The 24,613-nt window shown below is 69.8% G+C and carries 24 protein-coding genes; 14 read left to right on the top strand and 10 right to left on the bottom strand.

What is annotated here, in order from left to right:
* Positions 1-8: 8 nt before the first annotated feature.
* The 5 genes from F1599_RS13650 to F1599_RS13630 form a co-directional block, all read right to left on the bottom strand.
* Positions 9-1,658, bottom strand: a complete 1,650-nt coding sequence (locus tag F1599_RS13650) for a hypothetical protein (RefSeq protein WP_150083422.1) — start codon at positions 1,656-1,658, stop codon at positions 9-11.
* A gap of 192 nt (positions 1,659-1,850) precedes the next feature.
* Complete coding sequence (locus tag F1599_RS13645) at positions 1,851-2,477, bottom strand: LysE family translocator (protein WP_150083421.1); 627 nt, start codon at positions 2,475-2,477, stop codon at positions 1,851-1,853.
* The gene (locus F1599_RS13640; RefSeq protein ID WP_455423658.1) at positions 2,456-4,126 is read right to left on the bottom strand and encodes a histidine kinase N-terminal 7TM domain-containing protein; all 1,671 of its coding nucleotides are present in this window, start codon (positions 4,124-4,126) and stop codon (positions 2,456-2,458) included. Before F1599_RS13640 ends, F1599_RS13645 begins: the two co-directional genes overlap by 22 nt.
* 151 nt (positions 4,127-4,277) lie before the next feature.
* Positions 4,278-4,895, bottom strand: a complete 618-nt coding sequence (locus F1599_RS13635; RefSeq protein ID WP_149318108.1) for a TetR/AcrR family transcriptional regulator — start codon at positions 4,893-4,895, stop codon at positions 4,278-4,280.
* 291 nt (positions 4,896-5,186) lie between these two features.
* Positions 5,187-5,603, bottom strand: coding sequence for a hypothetical protein (locus F1599_RS13630; RefSeq protein WP_150083420.1), 417 nt, complete (start codon positions 5,601-5,603; stop codon positions 5,187-5,189).
* 520 nt (positions 5,604-6,123) lie between these two features.
* On the opposite strand from F1599_RS13630, the gene F1599_RS13625 reads away from it, so the two are divergent.
* From F1599_RS13625 to F1599_RS13615, 3 genes are all read left to right on the top strand, one after another.
* Positions 6,124-6,474, top strand: a complete 351-nt coding sequence (locus F1599_RS13625) for a hypothetical protein (protein WP_149318106.1) — start codon at positions 6,124-6,126, stop codon at positions 6,472-6,474.
* A gap of 188 nt (positions 6,475-6,662) precedes the next feature.
* Entirely contained in the window at positions 6,663-7,394 is a 732-nt protein-coding gene (locus tag F1599_RS13620) for an alpha/beta hydrolase (RefSeq protein WP_150083419.1), read from the top strand.
* 98 nt (positions 7,395-7,492) lie between these two features.
* Positions 7,493-7,882 (top strand): hypothetical protein, encoded by a 390-nt coding sequence (locus tag F1599_RS13615; protein ID WP_150083418.1) that lies wholly within the window; start codon positions 7,493-7,495, stop codon positions 7,880-7,882.
* A gap of 51 nt (positions 7,883-7,933) precedes the next feature.
* Here the strand turns inward: F1599_RS13615 and F1599_RS13610 are convergent, their stop codons facing one another.
* The gene (locus tag F1599_RS13610) at positions 7,934-9,097 is read right to left on the bottom strand and encodes an AGE family epimerase/isomerase (protein WP_150083417.1); all 1,164 of its coding nucleotides are present in this window, start codon (positions 9,095-9,097) and stop codon (positions 7,934-7,936) included.
* A 149-nt stretch (positions 9,098-9,246) separates the two neighbouring features.
* Here F1599_RS13610 and F1599_RS13605 point away from each other — a divergent pair, with 149 nt between their 5' ends.
* Together F1599_RS13605 and F1599_RS13600 are read left to right on the top strand one after the other, a co-directional pair.
* Positions 9,247-9,486, top strand: a complete 240-nt coding sequence (locus F1599_RS13605) for a hypothetical protein (RefSeq protein WP_149318102.1) — start codon at positions 9,247-9,249, stop codon at positions 9,484-9,486.
* A 248-nt stretch (positions 9,487-9,734) separates the two neighbouring features.
* Positions 9,735-10,037, top strand: a complete 303-nt coding sequence (locus F1599_RS13600) for a hypothetical protein (RefSeq protein WP_149318101.1) — start codon at positions 9,735-9,737, stop codon at positions 10,035-10,037.
* A gap of 45 nt (positions 10,038-10,082) precedes the next feature.
* Here the strand turns inward: F1599_RS13600 and mdtD are convergent, their stop codons facing one another.
* A complete protein-coding gene (mdtD, locus tag F1599_RS13595) occupies positions 10,083-11,531 on the bottom strand; it encodes a multidrug transporter subunit MdtD (protein ID WP_150083416.1) in 1,449 nt (482 codons plus the stop codon).
* A 247-nt stretch (positions 11,532-11,778) separates the two neighbouring features.
* On the opposite strand from mdtD, the gene F1599_RS13590 reads away from it, so the two are divergent.
* Positions 11,779-12,375 (top strand): lipocalin family protein, encoded by a 597-nt coding sequence (locus F1599_RS13590; protein WP_149318099.1) that lies wholly within the window; start codon positions 11,779-11,781, stop codon positions 12,373-12,375.
* A 72-nt stretch (positions 12,376-12,447) separates the two neighbouring features.
* On the opposite strand, the gene F1599_RS13585 is transcribed toward F1599_RS13590, so the two are convergent.
* Entirely contained in the window at positions 12,448-12,786 is a 339-nt protein-coding gene (locus F1599_RS13585) for a hypothetical protein (RefSeq protein WP_187829179.1), read from the bottom strand.
* A gap of 292 nt (positions 12,787-13,078) precedes the next feature.
* Here F1599_RS13585 and F1599_RS13580 point away from each other — a divergent pair, with 292 nt between their 5' ends.
* Complete coding sequence (locus tag F1599_RS13580) at positions 13,079-13,552, top strand: hypothetical protein (RefSeq protein ID WP_317845745.1); 474 nt, start codon at positions 13,079-13,081, stop codon at positions 13,550-13,552.
* A gap of 151 nt (positions 13,553-13,703) precedes the next feature.
* Here F1599_RS13580 and hpnA read toward each other — a convergent pair whose 3' ends face one another.
* Entirely contained in the window at positions 13,704-14,705 is a 1,002-nt protein-coding gene (hpnA, locus tag F1599_RS13575) for a hopanoid-associated sugar epimerase (protein WP_150083415.1), read from the bottom strand.
* 352 nt (positions 14,706-15,057) lie between these two features.
* Between hpnA and ispH the strand changes: the two genes are divergently transcribed.
* The 6 genes from ispH to F1599_RS13545 all read left to right on the top strand — a co-directional run bounded on the left by ispH (position 15,058) and on the right by F1599_RS13545 (position 21,930).
* Positions 15,058-15,993 (top strand): 4-hydroxy-3-methylbut-2-enyl diphosphate reductase, encoded by a 936-nt coding sequence (ispH, locus tag F1599_RS13570; protein ID WP_150083414.1) that lies wholly within the window; start codon positions 15,058-15,060, stop codon positions 15,991-15,993.
* Between the two features lie 66 nt (positions 15,994-16,059).
* Complete coding sequence (gene hpnH / locus F1599_RS13565; protein ID WP_150083413.1) at positions 16,060-17,316, top strand: adenosyl-hopene transferase HpnH; 1,257 nt, start codon at positions 16,060-16,062, stop codon at positions 17,314-17,316.
* Positions 17,317-17,322: 6 nt separating this feature from the next.
* Positions 17,323-18,519 carry a bacteriohopanetetrol glucosamine biosynthesis glycosyltransferase HpnI gene (gene hpnI / locus F1599_RS13560; RefSeq protein WP_149318095.1) on the top strand — a complete coding sequence of 399 codons (1,197 nt, stop codon included), beginning with the start codon at positions 17,323-17,325 and terminating at the stop codon, positions 18,517-18,519.
* Entirely contained in the window at positions 18,516-19,937 is a 1,422-nt protein-coding gene (gene hpnJ / locus F1599_RS13555; protein WP_150083412.1) for a hopanoid biosynthesis associated radical SAM protein HpnJ, read from the top strand. Before hpnI ends, hpnJ begins: the two co-directional genes overlap by 4 nt.
* A gap of 113 nt (positions 19,938-20,050) precedes the next feature.
* Complete coding sequence (hpnK, locus tag F1599_RS13550) at positions 20,051-20,893, top strand: hopanoid biosynthesis-associated protein HpnK (RefSeq protein ID WP_223819625.1); 843 nt, start codon at positions 20,051-20,053, stop codon at positions 20,891-20,893.
* The gene (locus tag F1599_RS13545) at positions 20,890-21,930 is read left to right on the top strand and encodes a lysylphosphatidylglycerol synthase domain-containing protein (protein WP_149318093.1); all 1,041 of its coding nucleotides are present in this window, start codon (positions 20,890-20,892) and stop codon (positions 21,928-21,930) included. Before hpnK ends, F1599_RS13545 begins: the two co-directional genes overlap by 4 nt.
* Before the next feature lie 11 nt (positions 21,931-21,941).
* Here F1599_RS13545 and F1599_RS13540 read toward each other — a convergent pair whose 3' ends face one another.
* Complete coding sequence (locus tag F1599_RS13540) at positions 21,942-22,676, bottom strand: MlaC/ttg2D family ABC transporter substrate-binding protein (protein WP_223819624.1); 735 nt, start codon at positions 22,674-22,676, stop codon at positions 21,942-21,944.
* 104 nt (positions 22,677-22,780) lie between these two features.
* On the opposite strand from F1599_RS13540, the gene F1599_RS13535 reads away from it, so the two are divergent.
* On the top strand, positions 22,781-24,613 hold a 1,833-nt coding region (locus F1599_RS13535), incomplete at its 3' end, for an MMPL family transporter (RefSeq protein ID WP_150083410.1).

Genomic DNA, 24,613 nt, shown 5'->3' with positions numbered 1-24,613 from the left:
TGCGTGGATCAGGCCCGGACCCAATCGAGCGGCATTTCGGCCGGAGTCTCCGGCGCGGGGTCGGTAGCGAACAGCTGCCGGAACAGGACGTTCGCCGCAGCGACTGCGCCCGCTTGCGCGGATGCCGATGACGCGCCGTGCGGTGCCTCCGACGAAGTGGAATCGGCCTGGCGGGCATGGGCCAAGCCCTGGTCCGAGGCACGCGCCTTGCCTGCGGCGCGTGCCTTGGCGTCACTGGCGCTCGGCAAAGGCGCTGCTGCAGGCTTCGTCTTCTTATTTGCCGCTTCGCGCTTGGCTGCCGGCGCCGCTTGCCACGCCATGCGCATGGCGAGCAAGGCGGACAGCTGATCGTAGGCGGCCAACCAGTCGCCCAGCAGCCGACGTTGGCCGGCGAGCGCGCTGGCGGCGCGCGACGTGCCCGTGTCGTGGCGCTCGCCGGGGCGCGCCGAGCGGTGGACCATGGCACGCAGTGCGAGCATGGCTGGCGTCGTCATCCAGCGATGCAGATTGGCGATGTCGTTCGGCTTCAACGCCGCCAGCCTCGTCGCCAGCGCGTCGTGCAGCAGACTCTCCGGCGCGCTGTCGGCAGCCGGAAGATCGGAACCGGTGCCGGCCCGATCCGCATCGCCGATGAGAGCCCGTGCGCTGTCGGCCAGCTTGCGGGCGCTGGCCCCAAGCGCAGCGAGTTCCGCGAGAAGGACCGCATCGCCGGCGTGCTGACTCTCGTCGGCCGTACAGTGGCCGGCATGCCGACAAAAGCGGTCCAGCGTGTCTGTTGCCACGCTGGAGAGCGTGCTGCCCGCTTGCAGCATCGGCTCCAGTTCCGGGCCGAGGACCGGGCACTGCCGCAGCGCCAACCGCTGCGCGGCGTTCAGCCCGTGACCGCCCTCGAGCACCAGGCGGTGCAGCGCCGCGCGCAGTGCGGGCGGAAAGCGGTCGGCAGACGGCGCTTGCCCGCTGTTGCCGGCCAGCACCCTGACATGCGCCAGCAGCATGTCGATCTGCCTGGCCGCCGCCTGGCGATCGGGCAGCCGGTCGCTGTTGATCATCGCGGCAAGGTCCCATGGGGGGCCACCGACGATCGCGCGAAGCGCGGCATCGCCCCGCTCCCGCAGCACGGAATGCTCTCGGCCGTAGGGAATCGCCTCCAGCGTGCCGACCAGTTCGTCGACCGCGTGCTGCAGCGTGGCGGCGTCCGCGGATGGTTCGCTCTGCAAGCGGTCCCGCAGCGCAAGCGCCTGTGCGATGGCGCGGCGCCCCGGCTCCGAGGCGGCAAGCGGGCTCGACGCGGCGAGCGGCCCGGCCGGCTTGCCATCCGTCAGCAGCGCGTCGAGCAGCGCGATGGCGGCAGCCCGATCGCTCGGCAGGCCGGTGGCGAGACGCTCGGCAAGCGGCACGCCGGTGCGCCGGCGCAGCAAGGTCAGCGCCGCGTCGACATGGCTGGCAGGATCGGGCGCATCGAGCGGGACGCGCGTTGGCACGGGTTCTTCCGGAAGCGGTGGCTGGTACAGGCCCAGTGCCAGGCATGGATGCATCGCGTCCGGCGCGGGTTCGGCGCGCTGGCCATCACCGTGGGATCGCCCCGGTTCGGAACGGAAGAACGGCTGGCCGAACTGGCCGAGAAGACGGCCGAAGGAGGGAAAGGAAGAGGGAAACACGATGGCGGTCGCCTCGGCAGTCGAGCGGGATGGCGCAATGTAGCGCTTCCGTGCGAGCTTGCTGTCGAGACTGGTCCGACTCTATAGAGTCTCGCCGACGCACTGCGATGCAATGTTTCGGAATCTATACAGACAGCCTCTGCGGCACCGAGTCGCAGTGCATTGCAGGTGCTGTGCCTGACCCTCGATCCCCTAGCGCTGCGCCGTCGCGAGCCGTACCGCCAGACCGGCGAAGACGGTGCCGGCGAACCAGTTCAGCGCCCGTCGCGCGCGCGCCGAGCGCAGCAGCAACGTGCCGAACAGCCCGGAGAACCATGCGATGGCGCCGAACACCAGCAGCGTGGCCAGCATGAAGACCGCGCCCAGCACCGCGATCTGCATGGCGATCGGTCCCTGCGCCGGCGAGACGAACTGCGGCAGGAAGGCAAGAAAGAAGATCGCGACCTTGGGATTGGTGATGTTCATCACCACGCCACGCCGATACATCTGCCAGCCGTTGCCGGCGCGCTCGCTTGCCTGCACCGGGGCATCGACCGGCGCGCGAAACGCCTGCCACGCGAGCCACGCCAGGTACAGCGCGCCGCAGATCTTCAGCACGGTGAAGGCGGTGGCCGACGCCGCGAACAACGTCGCCAGTCCCAGCGCCACCGCGGCGGTGTGGAACAGCAGGCCGGTACACAGGCCCAGCACCACGGTCAAACCCGCCCGCGGCCCGCGCATGGCGGACTGCAGCAGCACGAAGACGTTGTCCGGCCCGGGCGCGAGGCCGAGCAGCACGGCAATGCCGAAGAAGGCGATCAGCGTATCGAGCGTGGGCATCTTGTCTCCTGGAACGGTGGAAGGCGGGATCGCCTGGGGTGCGGCTGCGCCGTCAGACCAGCGGGGACGGGTCCGTGTGCGGCGCGACGGCCTGGCCGCCGGCCATCACCAGCCGGTTGCGGCCGCCGCGCTTGGCCGCGTAGAGCGCAACGTCGGCGGCGGCCACCAGTTCCTCGACGAGCGGCGAGTCCGGAATGCGGGAGACTGCGCCGACGCTGATGCTCAGGAAGGGATGCGACGGGTCCGCGCCCACATGCGGCATTTGCAGCGAGCGCACTGCCTGCAGCATGCGCATGCCGATGGCACGGGTGCGATCCGCATCGGCCTGGTGCAGCACCACGGCGAACTCCTCGCCGCCCACGCGCGCAGAAGCTGGCCGCCTCGTCGAGCGTCTGCGCCAGCGTCGCGCCGATCGCGCGCAGGCATTCGTCGCCGCGCAAATGGCCGTAGATGTCGTTGTACTGCTTGAAGAAGTCGATGTCGATCAGCATCAGGCCGAGCGGCGTGCCGCGCTCCTGCGCCGCGGCGAGCAGCACACCGGCCTCGCGCTGGAAGAAGCGCCGGTTGAACAGGCCGGTCAGCGGGTCGCGATACAGATCGCCTTCGATGCGCAGCAGCTTGTCGACGGTTTCGTTGAGCCGGACCGCGAGATTGGAGTTCTCTTCCACCAACGCATGCTCGCGCGTGCGAAAGGCGCTGACATCGCGCACGAAGACGATGCGGCCGATGACCCGCTCCTCCAGATTGCGCACCGGCTCGACCGTCAGCTCGTAATCCGGCACGCCCGCCACATACGGCCGGGTCGCCAGCCACGAAGCGGGCGCGGGATCGCCGCGCCGCAGTCCGGGCAACATGCGTTGGGCCGTGCGGTTCAGATCGGCGATGCGGTCGCGGTCGTCGACGATCACACAACCTTCGCGCAGCGCGTCGAACACGCGCAGCCGCGCATAGTGGCCCACGTCGCCCAGATGTGGCCGCAGCGCGCACAGCCAGACCAGCAGCGCCATCACGGAAAACGTCGCGGGCGTCAGGTCGCCGCCCACCGGCGTGGTCCAGCCGCGCAGGTAGGCGACATTGGCCAGCACCGGCAGCAACAGCCCGGCGATCAGCACCGCCCTGCCCCCGCGCGACAGCCTGCCACGCGGGCGTGCCGTCACCAGGAAATAGAGGCTCGCCAACAGCAGGCCATAACTGTAGGCGGCCAGGGCCCAATAAGCCGGGCCGTGGGAGAACACGGCGCGCGTATGCAGGCCTTCGCCGCCGAACCACTGGATCTGCGGCCAGACCAGCCCATGGCGTTCGTTGGTCAGCACCAGGATCATGCTGGCGACGCCGATCGCCAGGGCCAGGGTCAGCCAGCCGCGGCCGATCACGTGGTCGGGATGCGTCAGCCGCACGACGGACAGCAGCCAGCCCACCGGCACCATCAGGATGCCCGGATATTGCAGCTTGGCCCAGACGATGCGTTCCGCGACGTTGGGAGCCTGGATTTCCAGCATGCGCCCGGCACACCAGATGCCGGCGCCGACAGCCAGCAGCAGAAAGGCCCGCACGGTGGGATCGTCGCGCCGCGGCCAACTCGCGATAGCGATCGCGGCGCACACCAACAGTGCGCCGGCCATCAGCAGAATCAGCAGGGAAATCGCCATCGGGCAGGATTGCAACACGGCTGGCCCGAGTGGGCAACCGCTGCAGCACAGGAGTGGGTATCGAGGTCTGCCGGGGAGCAGACCCGAGGTCGCGGGCCGGTCGCGAACTGCCGGCGCCGACGCCAGAGGTCGGCGCGCGGCGCCGCCGCGCTCAACCCGCGGCCGCTTCGGCCGGCTGTTCGGCGGCGGACGTCGCGCCGGCCGGCTTGCCGACCGCGGCCAGCAGCATCTGCGCCGCGGCTTCCCAGCGCTCGGGCGAGCGGAACAGGCGCGCCGAGATCAGGCCGCTCTGCAGCGCGCCGAAGATCACCATCGCCAGTTCGGCGGCCGGGATCGGCTGGGCCGGTGCGCCTTCGGCACGGGCCTGTTCGATCATGCCGGTCAACAGGCGCTCGTGCAGCAGGAAGAAGTCCTTCAGCACCGCATGAACCGCTTCCGGCAGGCACTCGGTTTCGGTCGCCAGCATGCCGCACATGCAGATCTGGTCCGGATCGAGCTTGCGGCGCCAGCCATTCAGGTAGAGCTCGGCGCGTTCGAGCGGGCTCAGCGCCGGGTCGATATGGCTCAGTTCTTCGGCGATCCGGGCCGTGTATTGCCTGGTCGCTTCCAGCGCCAGGTCTTCCTTGCACGGGAAGTAATAGTGGATGCTGGACGTCTTGACGCCGACCAGGTCGGCGAGGTCGCGATAGCTGAACCCATTGAAACCGCGCCGGCGGATCAAGGCGAAGGTGTGGTCGAGCAGTTGCTCGCGGACGGATTGCGCTTTCATGACGCCACTTTATCTACCAACAGATAGGTTAGCAATGAGGGATAGCCCCGGATTGCCGGCATGCCTGCCGTCAAGCGTCATGCAAGATGCGAGCCATTGCCCGGCATCAAGCGGGCAACACTTGCGCGATCGCCGTGACTAGCCAACCACTTGCTCCGCAGAGCAACAGCCAACCGGACACAATCAGAACACTGTCGCGAATTCCCATGATCGACTCCTGAAAACAAGCCTAGCCGCGGTGCTGGCGGCCTGGCCACGATGAGCGCGCGGCGGGTTGCCCCGCCGCTCCCGTCAGGCGTGGGCGCCGTCGGTGTAGGTGTCCACGCTGCGCGCGCCGCCGGTGTACGAATCGAAGCGGCGCGACGGCGAGGCGGACACGCCGCTGCGATCCAGGCCGGCGCTGCGGAAGCTGTCGGTGAACGGATCGGTCTTGCCGACGCGGGCGCCTTCGGTGAACGGATCGAACTTGCCGGCACGCGCGCCTTCGCTGTAGACGTCGAACTTGCCGGCGCGGGCGCCCTCGCTGTAGACGTCGAACTTGCCGGTGCGCGCGCCCTCGCTGTACGGATCGAACTTGCCGGTACGCAGTTCGTAGCCGTAGCGATCGGCCGGCACGCCGCCCGCGCTGGCGGCGGCAGCCTGGCCGGCGACGGCAGCGGCGGCGACGGTGGCGATGGCAATCAGGGTCTTGGCGAACTTGGCTTGCATGATGGTTCTCCTGGCTTCGGTGGGCGCGCAGGCAGGTGGTAGTCCCTTGATTCCTGCGTCCGCCCTGGCAACGGGTGCATCGGCGCTTTTTCCGGCATCGGTATCTACTCGTAGATAGATAACTTCTGTCAAAAAAATAGCCTCGGCGGCTCGGTAATGCTGGTGGACCAGGAGTCCGTCGATTTCGTCAACGCACTGCGGGTTCCATGTCCTGCATGTTATCTACCGATAGATAGATAGTCAAGGAAAATATTAAGGCGCCTCGGATGCGACCCGCATCCCCGAAGCGCCACGTGAAGCCAAGTTCATAAATCGGCGTGCCAAGGTGCGGCACATCGGACAATCTACCCTGCCCCGCCGCGATCCGACAATCCGTCATGGCGCGTGGTTGTGGGCGATCCGCGACGGATGCGGTGCGCCGCACATGGCCGAGGTGCATTGGCGTCTATATTGGATCGCATGGCCTGAGAGGTTTTTCGACCACAAGGATCATCGAATCCAGTACGGGAGGTACACCGCCATGCGTTCGCTTGCATCACTGTTCATTGCGCCCAGCCCGGAAAAGATCGCCGCCAAGGAGTTGCAGGACATGCGGCTCGCGCTGTTCCAGGCCGAGCGGCGCCTGCTGGAGGCGCAGATGCAGGTCGACTACTACCGCGACATGGTCGGCTTCCTGGAAGAGGTCGCCACCGCCGGAGTCGAACAGGTCGTCGACAAACGCCGCGCCAGCGAAGCCGCGGCTGCCGAACAGGCCGATCGGACCGAGGCCGCCGCCTCGCACACCGTGCCCGTTCCGTCGCAGACCGCCACGCAGCCCTCGCGCATCGCGCCTGGCCTGACCACCGTGCCGATCGTGCCGTCCGCGGCCTGATCCCTTGCTGTCGGCGGCGCGCCCCGCGGCGGGCGCGCGCCGCTTCTGTGCGATACTGCGCAGCCGCGCTGCCCGGCGCCGTTGCATTTGCAAAGCGCGGATGCCGGCGATCCCCTGAGGATGCGCACGCCATCCTTGCCGATGCCGTCCAGTCCTTCCCCAGCGCGCCGTCGACCCCGCGCCTTGCCATGACCGAAGCCTTCCACGCCGCTCAATCCGCCGCCGAATCCTCCGCCGACGCCCCGATCGAAATCGAAACCGCGCCGCAGCCACGCTTTGCCGTGATCTGGATGCATGGCCTGGGCGCCGACGGCGGCGATTTCGTGCCGGTGGTGCCAGAACTCGGCCTGCCGTCCGACGCAGCGGTGCGCTTCATCTTCCCGCACGCGCCGCTGATTCCGGTGACCTGCAACGGCGGCTATATCATGCGCGCCTGGTACGACATCGTTTCGCTCAACGATGCGCGCCGCCATGCCGACGAGAGCGGCATCCGCGCGTCGCGCGACACGATCCGCGCGCTGATCGCCCGCGAGAACGCGCGCGGCATCCCGAGTTCGCACATCGTGCTGGCGGGCTTCTCGCAGGGCGGCGCGATGGCGTATCTGGCCGGACTGACCCATCCCGAGCCGCTGGCCGGGATCATCGCGCTGTCCACCTATCTGGCCTCGCCCACGCTGCTCGACGCCGAGGCCGCGCCGGCCAACGCCGCGACGCCGATCTTCGCCGCGCACGGCGCGCAGGACGACGTCGTGCCGCTCGCGCTCGGCACGCAGGCGCGCGACCTGCTGCAGCAACGCGGCTATCCGCTGACGTGGCAGACCTATCCGATGCCGCATTCGGTCTGCCTCGAGGAGATCGCCGACATCGGCGTCTGGCTCGGCCAGCGCCTCGCCGCGGCCGGGGCCGGTTCGGCGGCTTGATGCCGTCCACCATGGCCTGACTGCGCCATTTCCGCTGGGCGGTCGCGTCCGTCGCGTCCGTCGCGTCTGCCCGCACGTGCCAATCCGATTCGTTTCCGATGTCAGCGATTCCCCCGCGTCCCCCTGCTCCCTCCGCTCCCCTGCTCGACTTCGATACGCGCAAGGCGCTGCTGTTCGCGCTGGCCGCCGAACGCCTGTCGGCCTACTACGAGCACGGCAAATGGATGACCGACGCCCAGGCCGCCACGCTGGCCGCCCAATGGCTGTCGCGCTCGCGCCTGCAACTGGCGCTGAGCGAGCGCCGGCTGCTGTCGGAACTGAGCGACCAGCTCGCACGCCAACTGGCGGAAACGCTGTCGCGCTCGGCTGGCCTGTACGCAGCGCATGAAATGATGGAATCGCTGGACCCGAACTATCAGTCGGCCTTCGCGCACGACATGCTCGACGAGTGCGAGCGGCTGCTGCGCGAGAACGGCGTGCAGGACTGAGCGGGCCGCGTTACTGCACGGAAACCACGGGCAGCACGGGCAGCACGGGGTTCAATCGGCGAGCTTGCGCAGCGCCTCGTAGGCGGTGGCCAGATGGTACGGCGTGGTCGAGGGCATCTCGTCGCGCAGCACCGCATCGTCCGGGCCGATGCATTCGTGCCAGCCGCGTGCATGCAGGAAACGGCCGGGGAAGGCGGCCAGCCACTGGGCCAGCGCGGCCCGGCCCTCGCCGTCGCCGCGCAGTGCCAGCGCGCGGGCGTATTCGGTCTGCGCCCAGATGCGCTGGGTCGCATCGATGATGCGTCCGTCCGCGTCGAGCGCCGCGGCTACGCCCTGCGTGCCAGGTGCCACCCCATGCCGCTGCGCGAAGGCACAGCCGCGCGTCAGCGACTCGGCCAGTTCGCACGCGCCGAACACCGACGGCGCCATTGCCAGCAGCGAATACCACTCGAACTGGTGGCCCGGCTCGATCCGGTTGTCGGCCGCGCCCAGCGGCAACTCGGCGATGCAGCCATTCGCCGGATCGACGAAGGTGCGCTGGACCCGCTGCGCGATCTCCCGCAGCCGCTGCGCGTACCACTGGTCCCCGGTGGCCTCGTGCGCGGCCAGATAGGCCTCGGTCAGATGCATCACCGGGTTCTGCAGCACCGCCTCGCGCTCGACGGTGAAGTCGCGCGCCAGGGCGGCGTGGTACAGGTCGTCCGGAATGCCGAATTTCGCCTCGATCAGCGCCACCGTGCCGTCCAGCACGTCGCGGGCATCCGCATTGCCGCTGCGGCGCCAGTACGCGGCGCAGGCGAACACGACGAAGGCGTGCGTGTACAGGTCCTTGCCGGTATCGAGCGGCGCGCCGTCGGCGCCGATGCTGTAGTACCAGCCCCCTTCCGGATCGGCGAACCGGCGGCGCAGCGCGGCGAACAGCGTATCGGCGTGGGCGAGGCCGCCCGGCTGCCGCGAAAACACGTAGAGCTGCCGCGCGCAGGCCATCGCCCGAAAGCGTTGCACCGGCAGCGGGCTGGCATCGCGCCCCGCCAGGGCCTCGTAGGGCAGCCCGATGGATTCGTGCCAGCCGGGGCCGGTCCACAGCGGCAACACGGTGGTGTCGTAGTGCGCCAGCAGCGCGGCGATGCCATCGCCAAGGCCTCGGGCGGTCCCGCCGGAGGGGGTGGCGGAGGAGGTGGCGGAAGCGGCGGCAGAGGAAGAAATGCGGCTCATCGAGGCAGAGGGATCGGCGGCGGGCACGGGCAAGCGCAGAAGATACTGTAAATGCCCACGAAACAAAAGCGGCGGCCTCACTGTGCCACCGGCCCGAAATCCCCGCGTCCAACTGCTAGGATGAATCGAGGTAGCAAGGGGAACCCGCCATGCCGAACACATCCCTGTCCCTGTCGGACCAGCACCGCACCGTGGTGCTGCACGTGATCGAGCTGCAGCCGCAGGCCTACACCTGGCAGATGGTGCTCGAGGAACACTGCGGCAGCGCCGACTGCGACTGCATCATCGAGGCCCACGCCGAGTGGCCCACGCAGGCGGAGGCGCAAGCGGCCGGCTGGGCCGAATGCAACCGGCTGCTGAACGGTCCCCGCATCGCCACGGAGCACTGAGCCCGGGCGCCGGCGCTTGCACGCCGGCCGATATGCACTACCCTGAAGGCGTCGGGCCTTTCGCCCGGCACGGGTCTGCTGCGCGCTCGCAACCTGGCTTGACGGCACCTTGCCGGCAGGGCGCAGACGCCGTCGGCGTCTCACTGGACCCGATCCGACCGACTCTCACCACGACGGGAGAACCCCACTCGCCACCGGCGCCACGGCGCACCGGCAAGAGAGGCTGTTCCGCTCGCAGGGAGACCTCCATGGAAAAGCCAGTGATCAGTCCGCGCCGCTTTGTCGAGATGGTCAATGCGCGGCTGCCGAGCCATCCGCTGTATCGCGAGGGCATGCACGTGTATGCGGTACCGCGCGATGCCGAGCGTCCGCGCAGCCTGGTCTGCGTGGGGCCGAAGGGCACGGTGGGCGTCTGTACCGCGATCGAAACCATCGTGCGCAACGAGTTCGATGTCGAGCCCGACATCCCGCGCGAGTGGCATCACGACATCCCGCCCTGCGCGCCCAACATCCGCCGCGCGCATCTCCCCGCGCAGGCGCGCCAATCCTGAACAGCGGCGGACGAACCCGGCGCCGTTCCTGGCCGGTCCGCGGCCTCAGACCTCCGCCGCTTCCGCCGTCTCGCGCGTTTCCCTGGTGGCCTGGCCCGTCCCGGTATCGTCCTCGGGCGTCAGCTGCATGAAGATCCAGGCCGACGCCGACGTAATCAGCCCCACGCAGACGAAGGTCGCATGGAACGCCGGCAGCGGCCCGGCCTGCGCATGCTCCTGAAAGACGCGGTTGAAGGTCCCCAGCAAGGCGCCGGCGGACGTGACCGCCAGGCTCATCGCCAGCATCTGCACCATCGACAGCAGGCTGTTGCCGCCGCTGGCGCTGGCACCGCCGAGATCCTTCAGCGTGACCGTATTCATCGCGGTGAACTGGATCGAATTGACGGCGCCGAACAGCGCCAGCTGGCACAGCACCAGGGGCAGCGGCAAGGTCGGCGAAATCAGCCCGAACGAGGCGATCACCAGCCCGACCACGAAGGTATTGGTCACCAGCACCCGGCGATAGCCGTGCCGCTCGATCAGGCGGGTCGCCAGCCGCTTGGACAGCATGCCGGCCGCGGTGACGGGCAACATCATCAGGCCCGCGTACAGCGGCGAATAGCCCAGGCACACCTGCAGCGTCAGCGGGATCAGGAACGGCATCGCGCCATTGCCGATGCGCGCGAACAGATTGCCGAGCAGGCCCACGCTGAAGCTGTGGATGCGGAACAGCGTCAGCGGAAACAGCGGCTGCGTGCGCCGCGCCGCGTGCAGGGCATAGGCGGTCAGCGCGGCCAGGCTCGCGATCAGCAGCATCAGCACGGTGGCGTGCTCGAAGCCGAAGTCGGCCAGGCCGTCGAGCGCGAAGGAGATCGTCACCATTGCGGTGGCGAGGAAGGCGTAACCGGCGACGTCGAAACGGCCCGTCTCGGGCAGACGGCTGTTCGGCATGTAGCGCAGCGTGGCCAGGCCACCGAGCAGCCCGACCGGCACGTTGATCAGGAAGATCCAGTGCCACGACAGCGCCTGGGTCAACCAGCCGCCCAGCGTCGGCCCGATCAGCGGCCCGATCATGCCGGGAATCGCGACGAAGCTCAGCGCCTGCAGGAACTGCTCGCGCGGAAAGGTCCGCAGCACCGCCAGCCGCCCGACCGGCAGCAGCATCGCGCCGCCCACGCCCTGCACCACGCGCGCCGCGACCAGGAAGGGCAGGCTCTGCGCATAGGCGCACAGCAGCGATCCGAGCACGAACAGCGCGATCGCCAGCTGGAAGATCCGCCGCGTGCCGAAGCGGTCGGCCAGCCAGCCCGACGCCGGGATGATCACGGCCATCGTCAGCGAATACGCGATGATCACGGACTGCATCCGCAGCGGACTTTCGCCGAGGCTGGCCGCCATCGCGGGCAGCGCGGTATTGACGATGGTGCTGTCCAGCGTCTGCATGAAGAAGCCGACCGCGACGACCCACAACATCACCTTGCGCGTGCGCGCGTCGCTGTCCGGGGTGGGCGTCATGCGGCTGTCAATCCATGGAGACAAATCAATACGGCACGATACGCCACATCATCGCGATACGACAAGACCGGGAGCCGGCCCGTTCGGACGCATGGGTTCCGGCGCATGGGTGGGTCTGGCCGCATAGGTCTGGCCGCATAGGCTCTGGCGCGTAGGACGCGGACCGATGCCGCCCGCCGTCATCGCTGCCTAGACTGGCCGATAACTGGCCAATCACCTGGCCCGACGGCATCCCGAGGAGGCAGACATGAACAAGGCTCGCATGACCACGCTGGCCACGCTCGCCGGCGTCGCCAGCGTCGGTGCGGCACTGCTGCTGGCCGCGCGCTCGCGCGAACCCGTGCGCAATCCGCATGTGCCCGAGCCGGACAAGGACGTGGAACTGGACCCCTACCTGGGCCGCTGGTACGAGATGGCGCGCTACGACAACCACTTCGAGCAGGGCGCCGACGCGGTCACCGCGGAGTACAGCCTGCGGCCGGACGGGCTGATCGACATCGTCAACCGCGCCGGCCGCGACGCGACCGGCAAGCCCCGCATCTCGCGCGGCAAGGCGCGCGTCGTGCCGGACAGCCGCAACGCCAAGTTCAAGGTGTCGTTCTTCGGACCGTTCTACGTCGGCGACTACTGGATCCTGGACCACGCCGAGGACTACAGCTGGTCGATCGTGGGCGAGCCGTCAGGGCGCTACCTGTGGATCCTGACGCGGGCGCGCGATCCCGAGCCGGCGCTGCGCTCGCAATTGCTGCATCGGGTCGCGGAGCTGGGCTACGACGTCGACGCGCTGCGCATGACCGAACACGCAATACTGCAGGAGGCGCCGGCGCCCGCCGCGCCGGCCTGAGGAGGCCGGGCCGCCGAAGCGGCCAAGGCGGATGATGTCCCTCAAGCCGGTACGGCAAGGCCCGGCCGCGGCTCAGTGCCAGTGGCGATGATCGCGCCAGCGCGCCTCGCGATAGCCGTCGTGGCGGTGCCAGCCGCGCGCATAGCCATACGGCGGGCCGTAACGGACGGGCGCGGGAGCGACCACCACCGGGCGCGGCGCCACCACCACGGGCGCGGGGGCGTAGGCCACCGGGGCCGGCGCATAGACGGGCGCCGGGGCATAGACCGGAGCCGGCCGGTAGACCGGTGCCGGCGCCACCACCACGCCGGGCACGCCGACGCCGATATGGATGTCCACCCCGGCATGCGCCGCGGCGCTGGCTGCCAGCATGGCACCGCCCACAGCGACCATTGCGAGAATCCGTTTCATGGTTGTCCCCCTGAGGAGCCGTTGAACATGGCCGTACTGTATGCGGCGGCGCCGTAATATTGGCCGCGCGAAGTGTTGCATTTGTGACGCTGTATTACGGCTACAGGCGCGTCCCCGCGGCCCCCGAGGGGTCCTGAGGGCCTCGTGCCCGTCTCGCAGGGGCCGCGCAGGCCCGCCGACTCTTGCGAGATCGGCAAGAAAGCGGAAAAGGCTTCGGCAAATTGCCGGCGAGGCGAGAACAAACCCGGCATTCGCATCGTCAAACTGCTATCCCCGTCACAGGAGAACATCGATGAAGACACTGACTCTTGCATCCGAATCGTCCTGCCCTGGCCATTCCGGCCGTTTCGATCCTCCCCGCCAGTCTCGTCTTTCCCGCCGCCTTGCCGGGCTCGGCGCCGCCGCGCTCGGTGCGCTGGTCCTGAGCGTCCCGGCCCTGGCCGCGGACCTGACGCCGCAGACGGCCGGGCCCTTTACCTATGTGTGCGGCGGCGTCGCCGAAGACGAGCAACAAGCGATGCGCGCCGAGGCCCGCAACTACGACATGGGCCTGCTGATGACCGAAGGCCCGCGCGGCGAATATCTGTCCGATGTCGATATCACGCTGTCGCGCGGCGGCAAGCAGGTCGCGAACTTCCGCTCCACCGGACCGCGCTGCCTGATCAAGGGTCCGAAGGGCACCTACCAGGTCACCGCGGACTATCAGGGCAACACCAAGCGCACCACGCTGAGCGCGGGCCAGCGCAACAAGCAGCTGCGCTGGTAAGTCCCTGGGTTGGCAAGTGAGTTGGCAAGTCACTGCTTCGGTAAGCCCGCCCACATCCAGCGTTGATCGTGCGCGTTGATCGTGCGCGTTGATTGTCGATCGGCGGCCTGCGGGCCGCCGATGCATTTGCGCGCCCGCCCGGTCTCGGCCATCAGCGCAGATACCCCGCCCCACGGAACCACTCCACCGCATCGCGCAGCCCTTCCCGATACGGCCGCGGCCGGTAGTCCAGTTCCGCGCGCGCCTTGTCCGAGCTGAAGTACATGCGGTAGCGCGACATCGCCAGCCCGTCCACCGTCAGCAGCGGCTCGGTGCCGCGCCGCCGCGCGATCGCCTCGGACAGATGCGCGAACGGGATCAGCGGCCAGCGCGGCAGCGGCACCAGCGGGCCGCGGCGGCCGGTCAGCTCGGCGATATCGCGCAGCATCTGCCGCAGCGGCACGTCCTCGCCGCCGAGGATATAGCGCTCGCCGATGCGTCCGCGTTCAAGCGCGAGCCAATGCCCTTCCGCCACATCGTCGACATGCGCGAGATTGAGCCCGGTATCGACGAAGGCGGGAATGCGCCCGCTGGCCGCTTCGACAATCACCCGGCCGGTCGGCGTCGGCCGGATGTCGCGCGGCCCGATCGGGGTCGAAGGATTGACGATCACGGCCGGCAGGCCCGCGGCGATCTCGCGCTCGACGGCGCGTTCGGCCAGCACCTTGCTGCGCTTGTAGGCCCCGATCGCCTGCTGCGGCGACAGCGTGGCAGTCTCGGTGACCGGCGCGGTCGCGCCCTGCACGCGCAGCGTGGCGACGCTGCTGGTATAGACGACCTTCTCGACGCCGCAGCGCCGGGCCGCGCCCATCATGGTCTCGGCACCGACCACATTGGTGCGGACGATGGCCTCGGGCTCGGGCGCCCACAGCCGGTAGTCGGCCGCCACGTGGAACAGATAGCGGACCCCGCGCATCGCGCGCTCGACCGCCTTCGGATCGCACATATCCCCTTCGACGATACGCACCGGCAGGCCCTCCAGATTGCCCCGCGGGCTGCCGGCGCGGACCAGCACGCGCACGCGCCAGCCGCGCGCGAGTCCTTGCCGTGCCACCGCGGAGCCGAGAAAGCCCGATGCCCCGGTGACCAGAATGTCGTCGTCGATGGTTTCCATCGGCTCTCCATGGTGCTGTCCTGCGCGCTGTCTTTTCGCACGGTCTGTCGCGCGGTGCTTCGTCCGGCGGGACTGCCTGGGTGTGCCAGACCTGCGCCGAACCTGCTTCCAACTGTGCCGGACGTGTGCCGGACCTCCGCCGGACCTGCCCCGGGCCGGCCGGGCAAAGCCGCCGACGCGGGTATATAGTAACCACCGTGCGACGGGAAGCGCTTCCCGCACACCGGACAAGGCGCCGGCTCCACGGCGGCTTGCCGGCAACGCTGCGTCAAGGCCCGGCGTCAAGGCCCGGCGTCAAGGGCCCGGTGTCAAGGCGCGGTGTCCAGGTTGTATTGCCAGGGGGAACGTCTCCATGCGGGTGATTCTGGCTCAGCCGCGCGGCTTCTGCGCGGGCGTGGTAAGAGCGATCGAGATCGTCGATCGCGCGCTGGTCAAGCACGGCGCGCCGGTCTACGTACGCCACGAAATCGTCCACAACCGCCATGTGGTCGACACCCTGCGCGACAAGGGCGCGCGTTTCGTCGAGGAACTCGACGAGGTGCCGGCCGACGCGGTCACGATCTTCAGCGCGCACGGCGTCGCGCGCAGCGTCGAGCGGGAAGCCCAAGCGCGCCAGCTGCATGCGATCGACGCGACCTGCCCGCTGGTCATCAAGGTCCATAACCAGGGCAGGCAATACGCGGCCAGCGGCCGCATCGTCATCCTGATCGGCCATGCCGGCCATCCCGAGGTAGTCGGCACGATGGGCCAGATCCCCGGCCGCGTGATCCTCGTGCAGAACGAGGCCGAGGTCGCGCAGCTCGATCTGGCCGCCGACACGCCGCTTGCCTATGTCACGCAGACCACGCTGAGCGTCGACGATACACGCGGCATCATCGCCGCGCTGGAACGGCGCTTCCACGATCTGGTCGGACCCGATACGCGCGACATCTGCTATGCCACGCAGAATCGCCAGAGCGCGGTGCGCGAGCTGGCCACGCAGGTCGACGTGCTGCTGGTGATCGGCGCGCCCAACAGTTCCAACTCCAACCGCCTGCGCGAGATCGGTACCGAGAGCGGCGTGCCGTCGTTTCTGATCGCCGATGGCAGCGAGCTCGACCCGGCCTGGGTGCGCGATGCCGCCGTGGTCGGCATCACGGCCGGGGCGTCCGCGCCCGAAGCGATGGTCGAGGACGTGCTGGCCGCGCTGCGCCGGCTGGGGCCGGTCGAAGTCAGCACGATGACAGGCCGCGAGGAAACCGCGCAATTCCGTCTGCCCGCCGAGCTGGCCGGCGTCACCGTGGCCTGAAGCCGCCGGGCGAAGCGCGATCCCGCCCAGGCATCCATCCACCCACATCGAAGGAGGAAGAGCGCCTTGGCCATCCCCCTGCTCCAGGTTGCCCGCGTGGGCGCCTATGTGGTCCGCCAGCGGCTGGCCGGCCGCCAGCGCTATCCGCTCGCGCTGATGCTCGAGCCGCTGTTCCGCTGCAATCTGGCTTGCGCCGGCTGCGGCAAGATCGACTACCCCGAACCGATCCTGAACCAGCGCCTGTCGCTCGACGAGTGCCTGGCGGCGGTCGACGAATGCGGGGCGCCGGTGGTCTCGATCGCCGGCGGCGAGCCGCTGCTGCACAAGGAGATGCCGGCCATCGTCGAAGGCATCGTCGCGCGCCGCAAGTTCGTCTACCTGTGCACCAACGCGCTGCTGATGGAGAAGAAGCTCGACGCCTACCGGCCGAGCCCCTACTTCGTCTGGTCCGTGCATCTGGACGGCGATCCCGAGATGCACGACCGCGCGGTCTGCCAGTCCGGCGTCTACGCGCGCGCGGTGGCCGCGATCCGCGCCGCCAAGCAGCGCGGCTTTCGCGTCAACATCAACTGCACGCTGTTCAACGATGCCGACCCGGAGCGCGTGGCCCGTTTCTTCGACTCGGTCAAGGCGATGGGCGTGGACGGCATCACCGTCTCGCCCGGCTATGCCTACGAGCGCGCGCCCGACCAGCAGCACTTCCTGCATCGTGGCAAGACGCGCCAGCTGTTCCGCGACATCCTCGCGCGCGGCCGGCGCGGGCGGCAATGGGCCTTCAGCCAGTCGACGCTGTTCCTGGACTTTCTTGCAGGCAACCAGACCTACCGCTGCACGCCGTGGGGCAATCCGGCGCGCACCGTGTTCGGTTGGCAGCGTCCGTGCTATCTGCTCGGCGAAGGCTATGCCGCGACGTTTCGCGAGCTGATGGAGGACACCGACTGGGACGCTTATGGCACCGGCAACTACGAGAAATGCGCCAACTGCATGGTGCACAGCGGCTATGAGGCCACCGCGGTGGCCGATACCGTCGCGCATCCGCTGAAGGCGATGCGCGTCGCGCTGCGCGGCGTGCGCACCGACGGCCCGATGGCGCCCGATATTGCGCTGGACGGCCAGCGGCCGGCCGAGTACGTGTTCTCGCGCCATGTCGAGATCAAGCTCGAGCAGATCCGGCGCCGCGCCGCCGGCCCGGCCGATTCCACCGCCGATTCTGCGGATTCTGCCGCGAATTCTGCGGATTCCGCCGGTTCCGCCGACGCCGCCGACACCGCCGGTTCCATCCACGCCCCGAAGCCGGACCGGCGGGCCACGGCGCTGCATTGAACGCGCATGGACTGGGTCAGACTGGCCGGCGGCGTCCTGACCGTGCTGGCATCGGGCTATGCGGCGGCGGCCTGGTGGGCCAGCCGCCGTCCCCTGCCCGCACCCGCCGTACAAGGCGATGACGGCCTCGCACCGGTGACGGTACTCAAGCCGCTGTGCGGCGACGAGCCGCGCCTGTACCGCAATCTCGCCAGCTTCTGCCGGCAGCGCCATCCCTGCTTCCAGCTGGTGTTCGGCGTGTGGGAGCCCGACGATGCGGCGCTGGCCGTGGTCGAGCGTTTGCGTCGGGCGTTCCCCGGCTGCGATATCGCCGTGGCGATCGGCGCGCATCGGACCGCGCCGGCGCTGCCGACCGTCAACCCGAAGGTCGCCAACCTGCTGGCGATGCTGCCGCTGGCGCGCCACGAGCGGCTGGTGATCGCGGACAGCGATATCGCGGTGCGTGCCGACTATCTGCGGCGCGTCACGGCGCCGCTGGCCGACCCGCGCGTCGGCATCGTGACCTGCCTGTATCGCGGCCGGCCGCTGTGGGGCATCTGGGCGCGGCTGGGGGCGCAATTCATCGACGAGTGGTTCGTTCCCGCGGTGCGCGTCGCGCATGCGGGAGGCAGCCAGCGCTTCGGCTTCGGCGCGACCATCGCGTTGCGGCGCGAGGCGCTGCTGCGGATCGGCGGCTTCGCGGCCCTGGCCGACCGGCTCGCCGACGACTACTGGCTCGGCGAGCTGACCCGCCGGCAAGGGCTGCGCACCGTGCTGTCCGAGGTCGTGGTCGGCACCGATATCGCGGAAACCACGCCGCGCGCGCTGTGGTCTCACGAACTGCGCTGGCTGCGTACGCTGCGCGCGCTCGATCCCGCCGGCTTCGCCCTGGTCTTCCTGACCTTTACCTGGCCGATGCTGGTGATCGGGCTGCTGCTGGCGTCCTCGCGCGCGCTCGCTCTCGTGGCGGTGCTCGGGGCGATGGCCCGGACGCTGCGTTGCCGCGATGCGGGCGCGGCGCTGCGCGCGCCCTTGCGCGATACGCTGCTGCTGCTCGAATGGACGGTGGCGATGGCCGGCCGGCAGGTGCGCTGGCGCGGTACGCGCCTTGCCATCCAATGGACGCGCGATGGGGTCGCGAGCGCGGCAGTCGGCGCAAGCCCGCCCCGCCCCCACGATCGCGCCGACATGCAGCCCCCTTCCGTCTCCCGGAGGACCCGATGAAGACCCTGTTCCTGCAAGCGCCCTCCTTCGACGGCTTCGACGGTGGCGCCGGCTCGCGCTATCAGGCCAGGCGCGAGATCCGCTCGTTCTGGTATCCGACCTGGCTGGCGCAACCGGCGGCGCTGGTACCCGGCAGCCGCCTGCTCGATGCACCGGCCGACGGCTTGAGCCTCGAACAGACGCTGGCCATCGCCAGCGAATACGAACTGGTGATCGTGCATACCAGCACGCCGTCGTTCCCGGCCGACGTGCGTTTCGCGCAGGCGCTTAAGGCCAGCTATCCGACCATCCGGCTCGGCATGGTCGGCGCCAAGGCCGCGGTCGATCCCGGCGGCACGCTGGCCGCCAGCGAGGCGATCGACTTCGTCTGCCGCGAGGAATTCGACTACACCTGCCGCGACGTCGCCGCCGGCATCCCGCTGCCGCGGATCGCCGGGCTCAGCTACCGGGCGGCCGACGGCACCATCGAACACAACCCGCCGCGGCCGATGATCGAGGACATGGACGCGCTGCCCTTCGTCGCCCCGGTCTACCGGCGCGACCTGAACATTCGCAACTACTTCATCGGCTATCTGCTGCACCCCTATGTATCGATCTACACCGGCCGCGGCTGCCGCTCGCGCTGCACGTTCTGCCTGTGGCCGCAGACGGTCGGCGGCCATCGCTACCGCGTGCGCTCGCCGGAGAACGTGCTGGCCGAGGTCGAATGGATCCGCCGCAATATGCCGGAGGTGCGCGAGATCATGTTCGACGACGACACCTTCACCGACTTCAAGCCGCGCGTGGAGGAGATCGCGCGCGGGCTCGGCAAGCTGGGCGTGACATGGTCGTGCAATGCCAAGGCCAACGTCCCCTACAGCACGCTGAAGATCATGAAGGACAATGGCCTGCGGCTGCTGCTGGTCGGCTATGAATCGGGCGACGACCAGATCCTGCTGAACATCAGGAAGGGCCTGCGCACCGATATCGCGCGGCGCTTCACCGAGGACTGCCGCAAGCTCGGCATCACGATCCACGGCACCTTCATCCTCGGCCTGCCGGGCGAGACGCGCGAGACCATCGAGAAGACCATCGCCTTCGCGCAGGAGATCAATCCGCATACGATCCAGGTCTCGCTGGCCGCGCCCTACCCCGGCACCGCGCTGTACCGGCAGGCGCTCGACAACGGCTGGCTGGCCGACGACAAGGTGATCCCGCTGGTCAACGACCGCGGCGTGCAGCTGGCGGCGATCAGTTACCCGCATCTGTCGCGCGATGAGATCTATCACGGCGTCGAGACCTTCTACCGCCGCTTCTACTTCCGGCCGTCCAAGATCTGGGAGATCACCCGCGAAATGATGGGCAGCTGGGAAATGACGCGGCGCCGGCTGCGCGAGGGCGTCGAATTCTTCCGCTTCCTGCATACCCACGAGGCCTGATCCTGCCGATCCCGACCACCACCGCGACCGTCAACGCGACCACCAAGGCGACCGCTGACGCGACCACGGCCGCAGGGCCGGCGACGGGCCGGACGCGGCCACGCGCGCTGATCGTGACCGCCGACGACTTCGGCCTGCATCCGGCCGTCAACGAGGGAGTCGAGCTGGCTCACCGGCATGGCGTGCTCGACGCCGCCAGCCTGATGGTCGGCGCACCGGCCGCCGCCGATGCGGTATCGCGCGCGCACCGGCTGCCGCGGCTGCGCGTGGGCCTGCATCTGGTGCTGGCCGACGGTCCGTCGGTGCTGCCGCCGGCCGCCATTCCCGACCTGGTCGACGCCGAGGGCCGCTTCGGCTCGGCGATGGCGCGCGACGGCCTGCGCTTCTTCCTGTCCGATGCGGTGCGCCGCCAGCTGGCCGCGGAGATCCGCGCGCAGTTCGCCGCCTTCGCCGCGACCGGCCTGGCACTCGATCACGTCAATACGCACAAGCATTTCCATCTGCATCCGACCGTGCTGTCGCTGATCCTCGCGATCGGCCGCGATTACGGCCTGCGCGCGATGCGGCTGCCGCGGGAGACGGGCGCGCCATGGTGGCTGCGCCCGTGGCTCGCGCTGCTGCGCCGGCGCCTCGATGCCGCCGGCATCGCCCACAACGACCATGTGATCGGCATCGCCCGCAGCGGCGCGATGGACGAGGACGCCGTGCTGGCCGCCTTGCGCACGCTCCCGCCCGGCGTGGTCGAGCTCTATCTGCATCCGGCGACGGAATCCGGCGAACGGATCGCGCCGTCGATGCGCGGCTACCGCCATGCCGACGAACTGGCCGCGCTGCTGTCGCCGCGCGTACGCATCGCGCTGGAGCAGGTGGCGCCGCGGCGCGGCGGCTTCGCCGATCAGTTGCCCGCGCGCATCGGCGACGACGGCTCCTGTGCCTCGCCGGGGTGGCGGCGATGAAGCGGCTCGGACTGCTGGCCGGCCTGATCGGGCTGATCGCGCTGGGCGCGCTGATCGTGCATCAGGGCGTGGGACAGATCGCCAACACCGTCGCCCGCGCCGGCTGGCCGCTGCTGTGGCTGCTGCCTGTGCATGGCGTGGCGATCGCGCTCGACGCGCGCGCCTGGCAGGGCCTGCTGCGCGCCGCGGCGCCCGCCGCGCATCCGGGCATGCTGTTCCTGTGGTGGGTGGCAAGCGTGCGGGAGGCCGTCAACCGGCTGCTGCCGACGGCCAATGTGGGCGGCGAGCTGGCCGGCATCCGGCTGGGAAGGCTGCAGGTCGGCGACACCAGCGCGGTCACCGCCAGCGTGGTGGTCGAGGTCATGGTCACGCTGTTCTCGCAGTATCTGTTCTGCGTGATCGGCGTGCTGCTGCTGATCGCCGCGATTCCCGGCGGCCATCAGGAACAGCGCGCCCTGACGATCGGCGGCGGGTTGCTGCTGTCGCTGCCGCTGCCCGTCGCGTTTGCGCTGGCGCTGCGGCATGGCGCGCTGTTCGCGCGGCTCGAACGGCTGGCCCGGCGCCTGCTCGGCGAGGAACACCGGATGGTCGATGCAATCGCCGGCGCCGACCTCGGCGCGGGCCTGGACGAGCGCATCCGCTCGCTGCTGGGACGGCTGCGCACGCCGGTCACCGCGGCGGTCTGGCAACTGCTGGGGCTGACGGCCGGCACCGTCGAGACCTGGTTCGCGTTGCGGCTGCTGGGCCATCCGGTGTCGTTCGGCGAGGCGCTGGCGATCGAGTCGCTGACGATGGCAGCGCGCAATATGGCCTTCTTCGTGCCGGGCGGGCTCGGCGTGCAGGAGGCGGTGGTGATGCTGCTCGGCCAGCTGCTCGGCATCGACGCGCAGACCGCGCTGTCGCTGGCGCTGGTGCGCCGCGCGCGCGAGGTGTTGTACGGCGTGCCGGCGCTGCTGTCGTGGCAGTGGTTCGAGGTGCGCCGCTGGCGCGACCGGCACGGCGAACCGGCCGCGGCCGTACGGAGCGGCCGGCGATGAGGCGCGGCGCTTCAGCGGCCGCCGGCCTGGCGCGCGTTGTGCTCGGACAGATAGCGGATCAGCCCGTCGATGCCGTCGCGCTCGACGATGTCGCCGAACTGGCGGCGATAGACCTCGATCAGCCACGCGCCCATCATGTTGATGTCGTAGATCTTCCAGCCGTCGGCGCCGCGCCGCAGCCGGTAGTCGATCTGGTTCTCGTCGCCCGCGGTAATCACGCGCGTGCGCACCACCACGTCGTCGGCATTGGCGCCGCCCTGCACCGGCGCATAGCGGAACTCGACGTTCTGGCCGCGCAGCTGGGACAGCGACAGCGCATAGGTATGGACCAGCAGCGTGCGGAACTGCTCGACCAGTTGCTGCTGCTGCGCGGGATTGGCGGTGCGCCAGGCGGGACCGAGCGCGAGCCGCGTGGTGCGCGCGAAATCGGTATAGGGAAGGAACTGGCGCCGTACCACGGCCACGACGCTGGCCTGATCGCCGGCGCTGGCCGCGGAATCGGCGCGCACCGCGGAAATCACCCCTTCCACCGCGGTGCGCACCAGCCGGTCGGGCGCGGCGCGCTCGGCGGCGTTGGCAGGCAGCGGCCAGATCAGCGTGGCGGCCGCGATGGGGAGTGCGATGGGGAGTGCGATGGGGAGTGCGGGCAGTGCCAGCGGAAGCGCGATGGCCAGCGCGGGAAGCGGCGAGCCGAAGCGGGAGCGGGAGCGGGAGCGGAAGCGGGAACGGGAACGGACAGGGAACATGGAGAGCGATCCGACGGCATGACGACGAACATGGCGATCCGAGCGATCGAGTATAGACCCGCCGCCAGCGCCGCTGTAGTGGCCTGCGCCTACGCTGGCCTCGCATGCTGACCGCGGCCATTACCCGCCTGGTGATGCTGGCGACCGCGCGCGCCTGGCTGACCATCGCGCTGGCGGCCGTGGTCTGCGCCGGCAGCGGCTGGTATGCGGCCCGGCACTTCGCGATCAATACCGATATCGGCCGCCTGCTCGATGTCGACGCACCCTGGGCCCGCTACGACGCCGCGCTGAACGAAGCCTTCCCCGACCGCGACCGCCTGATGCTCGCGGTGGTGCGGGCGCCGGTCCCCGAACTGGCCGAAGCCGCCGCCGATACGCTGGCGCAGTCGCTGCGCAATCAGCCGTCCCGCTTCGAGGCGGTTCGCCAGCCCGGCGGCGGCGCCTTCTTCGCGCGCAACGGCCTGCTGTTTCTCGATACGCCGACGCTCGCGCGGGTCACGCGCGACCTGACCGATGCGCGGCCGCTGCTCGATGCGCTGGCGCGCGATCCGTCCTTGCGCGGGCTGGCCGACACGCTGTCGGTCACGCTGGGCCTGCCGCTGCAGATGGGCCAGGTCACGCTGGCGCAGATGGCGCCGCTGCTGTCGCGCAGCGCGATGGCGCTCGAGCAGGTGCTGGCAGGCCGGCCGGCGGCGCTGTCCTGGCGCACGCTGGCCGACCCCACGCCGGCGTCCGGTCCCGCGCTGGCCTTCGTCGCGGTCAGCCCGGTGCTCGATTACGGCGACCTGCAGGCCGGCGCCGATGCCTCGGCCGCGATCCGCGCCAGCGCGGCGCAGCTGCAGCTGGCACAGCGCTACGCGGCCGAGGTACGGCTGACCGGGCCGCAGGCGCTGGCCGACGACGAGTTCGCCTCGGTGGCCGACGGCGCCGCGCTGAACGGCGCGGTGACGGTGCTGGTCGTGATCCTGATCCTGTGGCTGGCGCTGCGTTCGGCGCGGCTGATCGTCGCGGTGCTGCTGAGCCTGTTCGCCGGCCTGGCCGTCACCGCGGCGCTGGGGCTGGCGATGGTCGGCGCGCTGAACATGATCTCGGTCGCCTTCGCGGTGCTGTTCGTCGGCCTCGGCGTGGACTTCGGCATCCAGTTCGGCGTGCGCTACCGCGCCGAGCGCCACGACCGCGACCATATCGTGACGGCGCTGGCCCATACCGCGCAGGCGCTGGCGGTGCCGCTGTCGCTGGCGGCGGCGGCCACCGCCGCCGCGTTCTTCGCCTTCCTGCCGACCGACTATCGCGGCGTGGCCGAACTGGGCCTGATCGCCGGCGTCGGCATGTTCGTCGCGTTCCTGACCACGGTCACGCTGCTGCCGGCGCTGATCCGCGTGCTGCAGCCCGACGGCGAGACCGTGGCGCCCGGCATCCGCTGGCTCGCGCCCGCCGACGAGTTCTTCGAGCGCCATCGCAAGCCGGTGCTGTGGGTCACCTGCGTCGTGATCCTGGCCGCCTCGCCGCTGCTGACGCAGCTGCGCTTCGATTTCGATCCGCTGAATTTGAAGGACCCGGCCTCCGAATCGATGGCAACGCTGCGATCGCTGAAGGACGCGCCGCAGGCCGGCACCGAGGATGTCAGCGTGCTGGCGCCCTCGCTCGAGGCCGCACGTGCGCTGGCGACGCGGCTGTCGGCACGGCCCGAGGTCGAGCGCGTCACCACGCTCGACAGCTTCGTGCCGCACGATCAGGACGCCAAACTGCCCTTGTTCGCATCGGCGGCGCGGGCGCTGCTGCCGGCGCTGACCCAGCCAGCCGCGCCGCCGGCCTCCGATCCGCTGCGCGTGGCCGCGTTGCGCCGCACGGCCGGCCAGCTCGAACTGGCGGCCAACACCCGCTCGGCCCCCGGTACCACGCCTGCCGCGGGCGTGAGCGAAGCGCGGCGGCTCGCG

It is taken from the genome of Cupriavidus cauae, from assembly GCF_008632125.1.
Classification (GTDB): Bacteria; Pseudomonadota; Gammaproteobacteria; order Burkholderiales; family Burkholderiaceae; genus Cupriavidus; species Cupriavidus cauae.
Note: the sequence above shows the minus strand (reverse complement) of the source record. Positions and strands in the feature narration are given on the sequence as shown.